Origin of the sequence: Pantoea sp. AN62, from assembly GCF_050432985.1 — a bacterium.
Classification (GTDB): Bacteria; Pseudomonadota; Gammaproteobacteria; order Enterobacterales; family Enterobacteriaceae; genus Pantoea; species Pantoea brenneri.
Window position 1 is genome coordinate 191,932 of record NZ_JBNPYB010000009.1, and the last position, 14,331, is coordinate 206,262.

General features: G+C 53.5%; 14 protein-coding genes. 3 read left to right on the plus strand and 11 right to left on the minus strand.

Annotated elements, in window-relative coordinates; all coding sequences use genetic code 11:
• Positions 1-20: 20 nt before the first annotated feature.
• The 6 genes from FHW04_RS12690 to FHW04_RS12715 form a co-directional block, all read right to left on the minus strand.
• Entirely contained in the window at positions 21-803 is a 783-nt protein-coding gene (locus FHW04_RS12690) for a siderophore-interacting protein (protein WP_031377276.1), read from the minus strand.
• A 438-nt stretch (positions 804-1,241) separates the two neighbouring features.
• The gene (locus tag FHW04_RS12695; RefSeq protein ID WP_031377275.1) at positions 1,242-1,445 is read right to left on the minus strand and encodes a hypothetical protein; all 204 of its coding nucleotides are present in this window, start codon (positions 1,443-1,445) and stop codon (positions 1,242-1,244) included.
• A gap of 231 nt (positions 1,446-1,676) precedes the next feature.
• On the minus strand, positions 1,677-2,546 hold the full coding sequence (locus FHW04_RS12700; protein WP_089561940.1) for a helix-turn-helix domain-containing protein: 870 nt from the start codon (positions 2,544-2,546) through the stop codon (positions 1,677-1,679).
• A gap of 207 nt (positions 2,547-2,753) precedes the next feature.
• Complete coding sequence (locus tag FHW04_RS12705) at positions 2,754-2,921, minus strand: DUF2474 domain-containing protein (RefSeq protein ID WP_069728837.1); 168 nt, start codon at positions 2,919-2,921, stop codon at positions 2,754-2,756.
• A 1-nt stretch (position 2,922) separates the two neighbouring features.
• Positions 2,923-3,927 (minus strand): cytochrome d ubiquinol oxidase subunit II, encoded by a 1,005-nt coding sequence (cydB, locus tag FHW04_RS12710; RefSeq protein WP_031377810.1) that lies wholly within the window; start codon positions 3,925-3,927, stop codon positions 2,923-2,925.
• 1 nt (position 3,928) lies between these two features.
• Positions 3,929-5,341 (minus strand): cytochrome ubiquinol oxidase subunit I, encoded by a 1,413-nt coding sequence (locus tag FHW04_RS12715; RefSeq protein WP_031377809.1) that lies wholly within the window; start codon positions 5,339-5,341, stop codon positions 3,929-3,931.
• A 786-nt stretch (positions 5,342-6,127) separates the two neighbouring features.
• Between FHW04_RS12715 and yghX the strand changes: the two genes are divergently transcribed.
• Positions 6,128-7,015, plus strand: coding sequence for a YghX family hydrolase (gene yghX, locus FHW04_RS12720; RefSeq protein WP_031377808.1), 888 nt, complete (start codon positions 6,128-6,130; stop codon positions 7,013-7,015).
• A gap of 76 nt (positions 7,016-7,091) precedes the next feature.
• Here yghX and FHW04_RS12725 read toward each other — a convergent pair whose 3' ends face one another.
• Positions 7,092-7,478 (minus strand): winged helix-turn-helix transcriptional regulator, encoded by a 387-nt coding sequence (locus tag FHW04_RS12725; RefSeq protein WP_094106353.1) that lies wholly within the window; start codon positions 7,476-7,478, stop codon positions 7,092-7,094.
• A 103-nt stretch (positions 7,479-7,581) separates the two neighbouring features.
• On the opposite strand from FHW04_RS12725, the gene FHW04_RS12730 reads away from it, so the two are divergent.
• On the plus strand, positions 7,582-8,439 hold the full coding sequence (locus FHW04_RS12730; RefSeq protein ID WP_031377806.1) for an SDR family oxidoreductase: 858 nt from the start codon (positions 7,582-7,584) through the stop codon (positions 8,437-8,439).
• A gap of 367 nt (positions 8,440-8,806) precedes the next feature.
• Positions 8,807-10,465 (plus strand): alpha,alpha-trehalase, encoded by a 1,659-nt coding sequence (locus tag FHW04_RS12735; protein WP_046289239.1) that lies wholly within the window; start codon positions 8,807-8,809, stop codon positions 10,463-10,465.
• A gap of 104 nt (positions 10,466-10,569) precedes the next feature.
• Here the strand turns inward: FHW04_RS12735 and FHW04_RS12740 are convergent, their stop codons facing one another.
• From FHW04_RS12740 to FHW04_RS12755, 4 genes are all read right to left on the minus strand, one after another.
• Positions 10,570-11,076, minus strand: a complete 507-nt coding sequence (locus FHW04_RS12740) for a ferritin-like domain-containing protein (RefSeq protein WP_031377084.1) — start codon at positions 11,074-11,076, stop codon at positions 10,570-10,572.
• 10 nt (positions 11,077-11,086) lie between these two features.
• Complete coding sequence (locus FHW04_RS12745; protein ID WP_031377083.1) at positions 11,087-11,569, minus strand: ferritin-like domain-containing protein; 483 nt, start codon at positions 11,567-11,569, stop codon at positions 11,087-11,089.
• A gap of 510 nt (positions 11,570-12,079) precedes the next feature.
• A complete protein-coding gene (locus tag FHW04_RS12750; protein ID WP_031377082.1) occupies positions 12,080-12,244 on the minus strand; it encodes a general stress protein in 165 nt (54 codons plus the stop codon).
• Between the two features lie 761 nt (positions 12,245-13,005).
• Complete coding sequence (locus tag FHW04_RS12755; protein WP_031377081.1) at positions 13,006-13,971, minus strand: sensor domain-containing diguanylate cyclase; 966 nt, start codon at positions 13,969-13,971, stop codon at positions 13,006-13,008.
• Positions 13,972-14,331 lie beyond the last annotated feature (360 nt).

The window sequence follows — 14,331 nt, forward strand, 5'->3', positions numbered from 1 at the left end:
AACACAGGCGGCGGACCCGCTTACTTCTGGTGCCAGTACGCCACGGCCCGCACGTAGTCGCTGTTTACGCCGCGCTGAGTGGTGAAGTAATCGCTCAGCGCCTTAACAAATTCGCCTTCGCCGGTAAGCCAGATGAAGTAATCTTCCGACGGTATCGCCAGTTGATCCAGCCTGGCGGTCAGCTGGCTGAGCTGCGCCAGTTGCATCTGGCCGCTGCCGAGCCAGTTCAGATTAACCCCCGCCGTATCGGTTAAATAATCACGGCCGGTGGCCTGATCGGCATAGGCAAACAGGTGCAACTGTTGGGCGCGGGCATCCTGCTTACGACGCGCAAAAGCAGGCAGGCCGGTTTCGTCGCAGACATAGAGCTGGAACGCGTAATCGGTCGGTACAATCAGCGAGCCGCGCGGGCCACCGACGATCAGACTGTCACCGATCTGCGCCTGGCTCGCCCAGTCGCTGGCGACGCCATGCTGATGAATATAGAAATCGAGCGTCAGCGATGAGACGCCATCAAAGGCCAGCGGCGTGTAATCACGGGCCGCCGGACGCAAACCGTCTGGCCAGACAATCCCCTGGTCAGTAATCTGCGGCAGTACCGGCGTTTCACCGGCGGTGGCAGGAAAGAAGACCTTAATGTGGTCGTCAAAGCCCGGCGAAGTAAAGCCCGCCAGATCGCTGCCGCTGAATTCGATGCGCCAGAAGTTACCGGCAATGTTGGTTTTACTCGCTACCTGAATATGACGAAAGCGCAGTTCGTTACGGACGCGCTGAGGAAGGCGATCAGAGTTAGGGTTTGGCAAAAGATCTCTCCTGAAACGGGGTGAATGCCCGTCACGTCAGGGCATCAGCTAAATTATGGAATCAAAATCATTCTCATCTGAGTGGCTCAGGTTAGCTATGATATATCTTCAACACAATGACGAAAAATGCGATCGACCGGGATTAAGATATATTTTACGCCCGGGCTGCGCATCTGAATCGCCTTCAGGCAACCATGTCAGGATCGAAAAGGCTGGTCAGCCGTCAGATGACGGGCGAGAGCGGAGAGTCAGTATCAGGTGCAGATCAGCGATGGCAGGAGAAGCAAACCGAATTGATAACCGGCTGGTGGCGCTATAGACAGGAGCGAGGTCGACGGGACGCGCTATCACCGTCACAGCAGGTGACAGGCGGGTTATCCTGCCGGTAATGCCCGCCGCGCCTGTGAACGGGCGGTCACTCGATTACCGGCAGAACGGTTACAGCGTGTCGTTAAATCCGGATGCGGCAGGATTATTCTGGCTATGCTGCGGCAGCTGGCCGTCGCCCAGAATTTCGTGCTGAGAGATCTGTGAATGCGGGTGCAGCCCGGCGGGTGGCGAGAACGGTTCTGCCAGTTGAGCCGCAGCCAGCATAGGCAATGCCGAAAGCATTGAAATAAGGAACAACATTGAGCGTCGCATAATTTTCTTCGTTTATCGTTTTTAGCCAGGAATGGCCAGAAATGCAGATGATTGTTTCAGCCCCGCCAGGAAAGCACGATGAATGGAGCACAGCAGGGTTTCGGTGAAGGATTTTACGCCAGAATGGTAAGTTATTTTATAAAATCGTGCGGTTTGTCACGGTTTACCGCACGGAATATGCATTTGTCGCTTTGATGCCGCCCGAATCGGGCTAACGCAGCGTGCTGACTCTCAGGCTGGAGTCACCGGAATCGAAAAAACACCGCTCAGCCAGTCGGGTTTACAGAGCGCAAAATCCAGCTGCAGCAGATCTTTGCCCTGGCGACGCGCCACGCCCAGCGTCGGCAGGTGCAGATAGTAGATATCCGCAATGAACCGGGTCAGTTGCTCGGGCGTGCCACTCCAGTCAATCCGCGCATACAATCCACGCGTCTCGCTCCAGGTTTCACGGTGCCCTTCCAGCAGCGCCGCATGCTGCGGCTCCAGCGCCTGAAACAGGCTGATATTCTGCTGCTCAGCCGATGAGTGGCCGGGACCATACTGAAAACCCAGCCAGCCGTGCCGGGCCTGACTGCCGGCCAGCGCCACCAGCCGCCGCGCCTGCTCGGCCACCCGATGCTGATGATCGGCAATATACTCGCCAAACTGGCACTCCCACTCCAGCGTCTCGCCACTCAGAAGCAGATCATCATCCCGCTCAACCAGCGCTGCGCGTTCAATTGGCGAACGCACCGGAATCCGGCCATGGAAGTTTTTCACCGGCAGATGAGGAATGCGCCGAAACGCGCCGGGCGTCAGGGAGAAATGGCTTTTAAACACCCGGGTAAAGTTCTGCTGGTTATCAAAGCCAAAGCGTACCGCGATGTCGATCAGCGGCATTCGTGTCAACCGCAGCGCCATCGCCGCCATCGTCAGGCGTCGTTTACGGGTGTAAGCGGCCAGCGTCTGCCCGGTCATCTCCTTGAACATGCGCTGCATGTGCCATTTGGAATAGCCCGATTTGAGGGTGATCAGATCGATGTTGATGTCGTCGGTCAGATGGGCTTCTATCCACTCTACCAGAGCGTTAATGTGCTGTTTCTTAAGGGCCTGACTGAGCATGATGGCGATTTACGACGCGGATTGAAGGGTGATATTTGTCACAAAAGGATAACAAAAAATGTGACCGTCTGTAAGGAAAGGCCTGACCGGAGCGGTCTCCTGGCGACGATTTCGCATTAATTGCTTAGGTGACTAATTAAAAAAGGCTGACCGAAGTCAGCCTTACCTGTGCACCGTCGCCGTAAAGATGGCGACAGTCTGTAACAATCAGTGACTGCGCATCCCAGCGGCGGTCATCATCATGCGGAACAGTGAAGCGACAACGCCCAGTGCCAGCACGCTTGCGGCGTAGATAACCACCAGCCACATCACGCGTTTCCACCACGGAGCCCTGGACTCATTGTGATCTTTCATGCTGCTGAGCTCGGTTTTCATATCAATGATATCCTGCGTCTGCTTTGATTTTTCCACGGAACACGTAGTAGCTCCAGAAGGTGTAGCCAAGGATCATCGGAATGATCAGCAGGCTACCGACCAGCATAAAGGCCTGACTCTGCGGCGGTGACGCGGCGGCCCAGATGGTGACGGACGGCGGAATGATGTTAGGCCAGATACTGATCCCGAGGCCGGAGAAGCCGAGGAAAATCAGCGCCAGCGTCAGCAGGAACGGCGAATAGTGCGCCTGACGTTTAATCGCCCGCACGATACCCCACGAGCAAAGCAGTACCAGCACCGGAACCGGCAGGAACCAGAACAGGTTAGGCTTGCTGAACCAGCGTTGCGCGATATCTGCGTGTGCAAACGGTGTCCACAGACTGATGATGCCGACAATCACCAGCAGCGCAATCACCAGCGGCGTCGCCAGCGCTGACATTTTGCGATGCAGTTCATCTTCGGTTTTCATGATCAGCCAGGTACAGCCCAGCAGCGCATACGCCACCACCAGACCGACGCCGCAGAACAGCGGGAAAGGTGCCAGCCAGTCCATCGCGGAACCGGCAAAGTGACGTCCTTCGACCGGGATACCGTCCAGCATTGCGCCCACGGCCACACCCTGGCTGAAGGTCGCGATGATCGAACCGGCAATGAACGACTTGTCCCAGAATGCCCGGTGCCCTTCTACCGCTTTGAAACGGAACTCAAAGGCGACGCCACGGAAAATCAGGCCAATCAGCATCGCCGTCAGCGGAATCGACAGCGCATCGGCAATCACCGAGTAGGCCAGCGGGAACGCGCCATACAGCCCTGCCCCACCCAGCACCAGCCAGGTTTCGTTACCATCCCAGACGGGCGCGACGGTATTCACCATCATGTCGCGTTCACCCGCGTCCTTATTGAACGGGAACAGCAGGCCGATGCCGAGATCGAAACCATCCATCACGATATACATCAGGGTGGCGAAGACGATAATCGCGAACCAGATAATTGAAAAATCGATCATCTTAGTGGTCTCCATCCTTAAATGTGGCAGCCGAAAGTGGACGCGCCGGCGTTTTCTTCTGGCCCGGACCACCCTGCTCAGTAATGTGTCCTTCGCCGGTTTCAGGTCCCTGCTTAATCAGACGCATCATGTAGTGATAACCGACGCCGAACACCGAGCTGTAGACCAGAATAAAGGCCAGCAGGCTGATGCTCATGTGCAGATCGCCATGCGCCGAGACTGCATCAATGGTGCGCTGTACGCCATACACCACCCACGGCTGACGGCCGATTTCTGTGGTAAACCATCCCGCCAGAATCGCAATCAGACCTGAAGGACCCATCAGCAGTGCAAACCACAGGAAAGGACGAGACTCATACAGACGCCCTTTGAAACGCAGCCACAGACTAAGCACGCCGAGAGTAATCATCAGCAGCCCCATCGCCACCATTACGCGGAATGACCAGAAGATCACGGTGGAATTCGGCCGGTCCTCTTTCGGGAAACTCTTGAGCGCCGGGACCTGCTTATCCAGGCTGTGGGTCAGAATCAGGCTGCCGAGGTAAGGCACTTCCAGCGCATATTTGGTGCGCTCCTGCTCCATATCCGGGATACCAAACAGAATCAGCGGGGTAGCTTCGCCTGGCGGGTTTTCCCAGTGTCCTTCAATCGCCGCAATCTTCGCTGGCTGGTGTTCCAGGGTGTTGAGACCGTGCGCATCACCGATCATCGCCTGAATCGGCGCGACAATCAGCGCCATCCACAACGCCATTGAGAACATTTTGCGAATTGCCGGGTTGTTTTTGCCTTTCAGCAAATGCCAGGCTGCTGACGATCCAACAAAGAAGGCGCTGGCGAGGAAGGCCGCCACGGACATATGGAACAGCCGGTACGGGAACGACGGGTTAAAGACGATCTTAAACCAGTCCTGCGGTACCACGATACCGTTCTCAATGATGTAACCCTGTGGTGTGTGCATCCAGCTGTTCGAGGCGAGGATCCAGAAGGTAGAGATCAGCGTGCCCAGCGCCACCATGCAGGTCGCAAAGAAGTGCAGTCCGGGACCGACGCGATTCCAGCCGAACAGCATGACGCCAAGGAAGCCCGCTTCAAGGAAGAAAGCGGTCAGGACCTCGTACGTCAGCAGCGGGCCGGTGATACTGCCGGCGAACTGCGAGAAGCCGCTCCAGTTGGTGCCGAACTGATACGCCATTACCAGACCCGATACCACGCCCATACCGAAGTTAACGGCGAAGATTTTCGACCAGAAATGGTAGAGATCGCGATAGGTATGATCGCGGGTTTTCAGCCACATCCCTTCAAGCACTGCCAGGAAACTGGCGAGGCCGATGGTGATGGCGGGAAAGATAATATGGAAGGAAACAGTAAATGCAAACTGAATCCTCGCCAGATGAAAGGCATCTAATCCGAACATTGCTTACCTCTTTGCCACATAGAACACCACATATTTACTTATAATTAACAACTTAAGCCTGACGCACTAATTTCGTTGCGCTTAATGTAATTCCCGCCGCAAATTTAAAACTATTCGCAGCGAGGAAACAGAAACAATCGGGTTAATGAAAACTATAACAGTCTTTTTTGATTATGATCATTGTTTTTCATGGGAATTACTTATTTAAAAATAAGGTGCAAAGGTTAATTACAGCGTAGTTATGTGACATGAATGTTATGGTATTTGTCAGTTCAAAATGAGCCGGCAGCTATGGCCCTCCTTACCCAAAAATAGCCCTCAAGCTGCTGTTTTTCGGTGTTATTATTTTATAAACCCTGTTCCGGGAAAGGTCAAATTTGACAATAACCCAGGGAAATAGACTTACTTTTTAATGGGTTAGAATGACAGATATTTTTGCCTGCCGCTTTGTTTGCTTTTTTGCCTGAGATTGTCTATTAGCGCAATTATAATTGCAGGCGAAGCCGCATAAATCGGGCAATTTGCCGGCTGCGCATATGTTAATAAATTGGAATGGATCCTTAATCCTAATTAACAGCCAGCGCATCCCCGACGGTTATTCTGTTCCCCACCGCAGCAGAAGCGGTTTAATAAGCGGCAATCAGGGTGAGCGGGCTGAGTGAGTTATTTCCCTCTGCCGTTTCGTTACCGCCGTTTTAATCGGCAGCTGTACGCAGGTTGCCTGCGCGCTCAGGCTGTGCTTTGTTAAGGTGGCACACATCCTCTTATCCGGGTTAAGGAGTTGCTATGGCACGTCTGACCGCACAGGATTTTCCGCAGGAACTGCTTGAGCTTTACGATTACTACGCCCATGGCCGCATCAGTAAACGAGAGTTTATTGCGATGGCCGGGAAACTGGCGATTGGCGGTATGACCGGAGCGACGCTGCTCGGTATGCTCAGCCCCAACTATGCGCTGGCGACCCAGGTTGAATTTACCGATCCCGACATCAAACCAGCGTATATCCACTACCCTTCGCCGCAGGGGCACGGTGAAGTACGCGGCTATCTGGTAAAGCCAGCCAACCCCAAAGGCAAGCCGCCAGCGGTGGTCGTGGTGCATGAGAATCGCGGTCTGAATCCCTACATTGAAGATGTGGCGCGCCGGGTCGCTAAAGCGGGTTACATCGCGCTGGCACCCGATGGCCTGAGTTCGGTCGGTGGCTATCCCGGTAATGATGAAGAGGGACGCGCCTTACAGGCGAAGGTCGATCCGACCCGGCTGATGAACGATTTTTTTGCCGCGCTGACGTTTTTAATCGAACATCCGGAGGCGAGCGGAAAAGTGGGGATTACCGGCTTCTGTTATGGCGGCGGCGTTGCCAATGCGGCGGCGGTGGCTTTTCCGGAACTGGCCTGCGCGGTGCCCTTTTATGGCCGGCAGCCGAAAGCGGAAGATGTGCCGCGCATACAGGCTCCGCTGCTGCTGCACTATGCGGCGCTGGATAACAACATCAACGCTGGCTGGCCCGCCTATGAGGCGGCGCTTAAGCAACACCAGAAGATCTATCAGGCCTGCCTCTATCCCGGCGTAAATCACGGTTTCCACAACGATTCGACGCCTCGCTACGATAAACCGGCGGCAGAGCTGGCATGGCAAAGAACTCTGGCCTGGTTTGAAAAATATTTGCACTGACCCACGCGTCTGGCGGGCGTCAGCGGCGGCAAAGGTGCGGCGGAAAACAGAGCCGCTGCGCCTGCTGAGCGCGGACTTACTCTCCGCCCGCCTGGGCTTTTTCACGCTGCGCCAGAATCCGGCTCAGATTGACCTCCAGCCAGTCGGCCAGTCCGACCACCTGCTCACTCACTTCACGGCCAAGCGGCGTCAGAGAATATTCCACGTGGGGGGGGACCACATCATAGGCGATGCGCTGCACGAAACCATCTTCTTCCAGATGACGCAGGTTCTGCGCCAGCATTCGCTCACTTACGCCGCCCACAACCCGCCGTAGCGCGCTGAAGCGCAGCGTCTGATCCTGCAATGCCAGCAGAATCAGGACGCTCCAGCGGCTGGTGACTCGTTTGAGCACCTCGCGCGAGGGGCAATTCACATTGAGCAATTCACCCCTAATAAATTTTTCACTTAGCTTTTCAGTCATTTACTTTGCAAACCCCATACTAACTCATCTGTAAGTACTTACGAAAAGTTAGTTTATAGCCCAGGATTGATTTTACCAACAGCGAAATAATCGGAGCGATACCATGTTTGCAGTAACCGGTGCCACCGGCCAGCTCGGCCGTTTAGTGATTGATGCATTGCTGAAAAAAGTCCCGGCGGGCGAAATCGTCGCCGCCGTGCGTACGCCAGCCAAAGCGGCCGATTTCGCTGCGCGTGGCGTCGTGGTTCGTCAGGCCGATTACGGCCAGCCTGAGACGCTGGCAGCCGCTTTTGCCGGCGTCGACAAGCTGCTGCTGATTTCCGGCAGTGAAGTGGGCCAGCGTGAAGCCCAGCATAAAGCGGTGATTGAGGCGGCCCGCACCGCCGGTGTGAGTTTCATTGCTTACACCAGCCTGCTGCACGCCGATCGCTCTCCGCTGGGACTGGGCGTTGAGCATCGCGCAACCGAAGCGCTGCTGCAGGCTTCCGGCATACCGTTCGCCCTGCTGCGTAACGGCTGGTACAGCGAAAACTATGCCGCCAGTATCGCCCCGGCGCTGGCGCATCATGCCTTTATTGGCGCGGCAGGCGAAGGACGGATCGCCTCGGCGGCACGGCAGGATTATGCCGATGCGGCAGCTGAAGTGCTGACCCGGGATAATCAGGCGGGCAAAGTGTATGAACTGGCCGGTGACGACAGCTACACCCTGGCGCAGTTTGCCGCTGAGATTGCCGCTCAGAGCGGTGAGAAAGTGGATTACGTCAATCTGTCCCAGCAGGAGTTTGCCGCAGCTCTCAAAGCGGCAGGGTTACCTGAGGGCCTGGCAGAGATGCTGGCAGACTCAGATGCGGGCGCAGAGCAAGGCGGGCTGTTTGATGACTCCCACCAGCTGAGCCAGCTGATTGGGCGTCCGACCACCCCTTATCAGGATGTGATTGGCGCGGCACTGGCGAAGCGCTAAGCCGTTATTCCCTGAGCGGGCCACTTTGGCCCGTCCTTTTCATCCGGCTGAGGCGCGTTTTCATGCCATTCTGGCGTTGCGTATGCCATCTTTTGCACCTGATTTCGCGCCACACTTCTCTTACAAATTGTAAATAAACGCCGATTTTCTTCAGACAAAATCTTTTTCTTTTGCTGACTAAGAGATTCATCTGAAATGCGTTTTTTATGAACAACCGCATATTTGGTTGAATTGTCTGGAATTTATGCAAAAACGCCGATTAATAGACAATTATTATTACGTTCATAGATATTCTGCATTGTTGTACCGCAGCATCAGAGGGCTATAATTTGTCCTTTGTGCAACCCCGACCGCTCAGGAGGCCGCTATTAATACTTATCGCCAGCAACTAAATGCACTTGAAGAGGTTCGTGCCGGGGCGGAAGTTGAGTATCAATACGATCCCCATGAACTGAAACTGGATCGCATGCAGGATTCTGAACCGGAGCCCGAGCTGATTGAAGGCTTACCGGCTCCGGATGCGCTCACGCCTGCCGATCGTTATCTGGAACTGTTTGAACACGTTCAGATGTCGCGCATTTTCGAGGATAGCAAAACCTTCCCCGACTGCTCGCCAAAATACGATCCGCTGGATGTGCTGATGCGCTATCGTCGTCAGAAACGCAGCAGTGATTTCGACCTGTCGCGTTTTGTCGCCGATCACTTTTATCTGCCTGGCGTAAATGAAAGCTTTTATGTCTCCAACCCGGATAAAACGCTGAACGAGCATATTGATGATCTGTGGCCGGTTCTGACCAAAATGCCGCAGCAACATATGCCGCACTCTTCTCTGCTGCCGCTGCCGAAACCTTACGTGGTGCCGGGCGGACGCTTTGGCGAGACCTATTACTGGGACTCCTACTTCACCATGCTCGGTCTCGCCGACTCGGGCCGTGATGACCTGCTGCGTCATATGGCGGATAACTTCGCCTGGCTGATTGATAACTACGGCCATGTGCCAAACGGCAACCGCACCTATTATCTCAGCCGTTCTCAGCCGCCGGTGTTTGCGCTGATGGTCGAGCTGTTTGAAGAGGATGGCGTACGCGGTGCCAAGCGTTATCAGGAACAACTGATGAAGGAGTATCAGTTCTGGATGGACGGTGCCGGCTCACTGATGCCGAACCAGGCCTATCGTCACGTGGTGCGGATGCCGAACGGTTCGCTGCTGAACCGCTACTGGGATGACCGTGATACGCCACGCGATGAGTCGTGGATCGAGGATGTGGAAACGGCGCGCCAGTCTAAACGTCCGGCGAGCGAAGTCTATCGCGATCTGCGTGCCGGTGCGGCATCAGGCTGGGACTATTCGTCACGCTGGCTGCGTAACCCGAAACGCCTGTCGAGCATCCGGACAACCCAGTTTATCCCGATCGACCTTAACGCGTTTCTCTACAAGCTTGAGCTGATGATTGCGACGCTGTCGCACGCCAAAGGCGAAGAGCTGACGGCGCTGGCCTGGCAGAAAAAAGCGGAAGCGCGTAAACGCGCAATTACCCGCTATCTGTGGGACAGCACGGCTGGTGTGTTCCGTGACTATGACTGGCGTCGTGAGCGCTTCGGTGCGTTTACTGCCGCCTCGGTGGTTCCGCTGTTTGTCGGCTTAGCCACGCCGCATCAGGCGCATCTGCAGGCGATTGCGCTGCGTCACCTGCTGTTGAGCAACGGCGGTCTGCTGACCTCTATGGTGGAAAGCGGCGAGCAGTGGGATAAGCCCAACGGCTGGGCGCCGATGCAGTGGATGGCGATTGTCGGCCTGAATAACTATGGCGAAGAGACGCTGGCGAGTGAGATCGCGGTGAACTGGCTGAATACCGTGAATAATTTCTATCAGCTGCACCACAAGCTGGTCGAGAAATATGACATCAGCGGCGATCGTGCCCGTCCTGGTGGTGGCGGTGAATATCCGTTGCAGGACGGTTTTGGCTGGACCAACGGCGTTACGCGTCGTCTGATGACTATGTATGGCCACCTGATGGCGGATTAAGCCAGCAAGGGTGGAATGGTTGAGCGTCAGCCGACATTGACCGCTTTACCTGACAATCAGCCACAAAAAAGCCGGGAATTACCCGGCTTTTTTCGCGTTGAATATTATTTCTTAGCTTCAACGCCTGGCTGTGCTGCACGCTGCAGGAACTGCTGCGTCACTTCGGGCAGATGCTGAAGCAGCCACTCAGCCATCGCCACTTCCTGCTCACGAATTTCAGTCAGCACTCTGACGCCTTCGGCATCACCGACCTGCTCAGCCGCCGCAATCAGGCTGGTGTAGCTGGCGATCTCCGCATTTTCGAAGACATAGCCGCTGATTGCGCCTTTCACTACTTCGTCTGAATTGAACATGCCGCCTACCGCCTGGCCGGTCGCTGCCATCTTGCCCATCACGTCTTTCATCACGGAGTGGTCAATGCCGTGGGTGTCAAGCAGCCGCTCCAGCAGCGAGAGCTGATGTTTAGTCTCGTCAAGATGCTGAGCCAGACGTTGTTCCAGCGCCGGATAGTGCTCCAGACGACCAGACATTTTGCTCAGCATGCTTTCAGCCTGCTTTTCCATGGCGTGCGCATCGCGCAGCCAGTCATGATAATTTTCGATTGCAGTCATTTGCTACTCCTTAAGACACAGTAATGGATTCCGCCACCGAAGTGAGCTTCTCATCCGTCTGTTTCTCTTCATTCAGGGTCTGTTCCAGCAGTTTCGCCGCCTGGGTGTAACCCAGTTTCAATGCCAGCGCATGCAGGGTGCCGTAGGTAGCAATTTCATAGTGCTCAACTTTTTGTGCCGCACCAATTAAGCCCTGATCGCGAACTTCGCCCTTCTCTACTGAATCAATGATTTCCTGCGCTTCTTCAACCAGACCTTCAAGCGCATGGCATTTCATTCGTTTGATTTTAACCTCTGGCGTGGCTTCCACTAACTGGTCCAGCCGTTCGATTTGGCCACGTGTCTCTTCAAGATGCTGATTAAACGCAGCGATAAGTTTTTCATCACTGGCAGCGCGCGCCATTTTCGGCAATGCACGAGTTATCTGTTTCTCAGCGCTGTACACATCAGACAAATCATGGATGAAGAGATCGTTTAGCGTTTTCACTGTCATAAGATAGCCTCATTGATTGAAAAGTTGCGTAAGTAAGAAATAACGCAACGCCAGTCGTATCGTTGCCACTTAAAAATTCTAGCGGAGATTTTTTATATCGCACGCCGCATCGGTACGAATTTACGCCAGAAGTGGCATGTAAAATGCATTTTCCTTTTTACAGCAATACGTTAGAGCTCTAATGTTTTTTGTTATTACGGCTTCGCTAAGATAGAAAACCTGTACAAATAAAAATTAATTTGTATAAATTTGCTCAGCTAAAAAACCTCAGACAAATCTAACCGGCAGGCTAATCGGTACAGCACGTTATTAAAACTCACCGTTAAAAAGCACAAAAAATAAAAAAAACCGGAAGGGAATCCCCCTTCCGGTTTAATCGACTGCTCTGCCACCGCTATTGATTAAGCGCTGACATAATGCTGGCAGTAATTATCATGCGGGAGAATTAAATAGATTTAACATTGCCCAGCAAAATGATGGTAACTGCTGTTGCAGCAGAGTTAAAGACGTTCAGCTCCGGCGACTTACCTTGCCTCCTTTCCGACCCGCCTCAATGGCGCGCTCGGGATCATTCTTAAAGTTCCCGCCGCTTTTCTGGCCCCCTTTACGTCCCGCTTCAGCCGCACGCTCTCTGTCCGCAGCAAAATTTCCCGCTCCACCACGATATTGAGTCATTCTGTGTTCCTCATTGGATTTAATAATAGAAATAGCACAGTTAATGCTTCATCAGGCCGATTCAGCAAATATAAATGTAGCCATAAAATGTCGTCTATCAAGGTGGAAAAATAGAAAACTCCGCCTGATTTTGGTTAATTTATGGCGATTAGCTTTACTGGCTGATAAAGCTTCGCAACTAATCTTCATAACCACTGAAAAAGGTGCCATGGAAAATCAAAGGCCTTCCCAGAGCCATTGCGAACTCTATTAATCGATCATTTTCAAAAAAAGTCCAATTGAAAAGAATATAAGCGAAGCGGTGGGATAACGTCGTCATATGAAACAGTTAGTGAAGATGATCAACAAACGATCAATTTACCTAAGCGAAGCGTGAAAGCGGTTTAAAAGGCTTTTTAATTTTGTAAAAAATAAGCGAAGCGTCAGTTACGATTAAAACCAGATAAAACCTGAGCAGATTGATCAATAAATGATCAAATAGCCCGGTTTATTCGAAAAATATTATAATAAAGTGAAGAAAAGCGGGACGGAAAGGCGTTTTAAATAAGCGAAGCGCGACAAATGGTTTGTATAACGGTGGACCGTTTTTTCTCAGATTAGTACTAAAAATATTTTTTTGTGTGAATGCGCACTAAACAGGCGAGTAAAGAGTGGATGAAGGCAGGTTTGAGCAAGCGTTACTATGGTGTCAGGTGTCGACCCGCAGAGTGACGGGATAGCACGATCCGATCGGGCAGGGGTTGACCAACAGCAAAGGAAATTCAGGCAGGATCGGGATAAAGCGGGTCAAATGCCACGCCGCGCTTACCGTTTTTCTTAATGCGATACATCGCTTCATCCGCACGCGCCAGAGCAGAATCAAAATCATCCTTTCTCAGCACCTGGGCCACGCCAATCGATGCACCAATCATTGCATGGCCATTAGCCATATCAAACGGCGTCAGGACCGCATCCAGACAGGCGTGCGCCAGCTGGCTGACCTGCGGGTTATCCCGCGAAAACGGTATCAGCAGCACAAATTCATCCCCGCCCGGACGGCCAATAATCACCTCTGGCGGACAGACGTCGATAAAGCGCTGGCTGAGATGGATTAACACTTCATCGCCGCTGCGATGACCTAAGGTATCGTTAACGTGTTTGAAATTATCTAAGTCGATAAACGCGACGCATAACGGACCCTGAGCTTTAAGTTCGCGAAAATGATTTTGCAGCGCATGGCGGTTGGTGAGCAGGGTTAGCGGATCGTGCAGTGCCAGCAGCGCGAGCTGTTCCTCATACTGCTTCTCTTTGGTCATGTCGATATGGGTGCCGGTAACCTTCAGCGGCCGGCCTTGTTCATCCCATTCGCTGACCCGTCCCCGATCCAGCACCCAGGTAATACTGCCATTTTTAGCGATCATCCGATGCAGCGCTTCATAATAGGGCGCTTTTCCGGCGAGATGATCGTTAAACGCTTTTAATACTTCAGCGGCATCGTCGGGATGCAGGCTCTCTTTCCAGGATTCGAAATTGGCGTCGGTTTCCTTCGGCTGAAAGCCCAGCATCGCGCCCCAGCGTCGGTTGAAGATCACCAGCTTGCCGCTGGGGATATCCAGTTGCCACAGGCAGAGGCCAGTACCATCAAGGGCTGCGCTGAGCTTGTTACGGGCGTCATGGGCTATACGCTTCAGTCGCGCATTATGCTTTTTCAGGGTCAGTATCTGTAGTCGCAGCGCTTCTTCTGACATAGCCATAACAGAGGAGTAAAAGAGGTTATTGTGCCTGTCCGGCTGATTGTGTAAAGAGAGGCTTATAAAACACGATTAGTCGCGGCGAATTGCAGGCTGGACAGGATTTCAGGCGGTGCGGCCCTGGCAATACAGCATAGAGGCGAGCCGGCAAATTAGTTTCGCCGTGAAATCTGTTCAGTCAAGACCGGCGTAAAAAAGAGCGCGTGAAAGGATGAGTCGGCGGCTGAAATGCAAAAACCCGCCAGAGGCGGGTTCTTTAAAGATGGTGCCCGAACCCGGACAAAAATGCCGGGAGCATTTTTGCATCGCACGCTGGCGTGCGGACCCGCAGGGCGAGCCACAGGGAAGTGGCGAGTA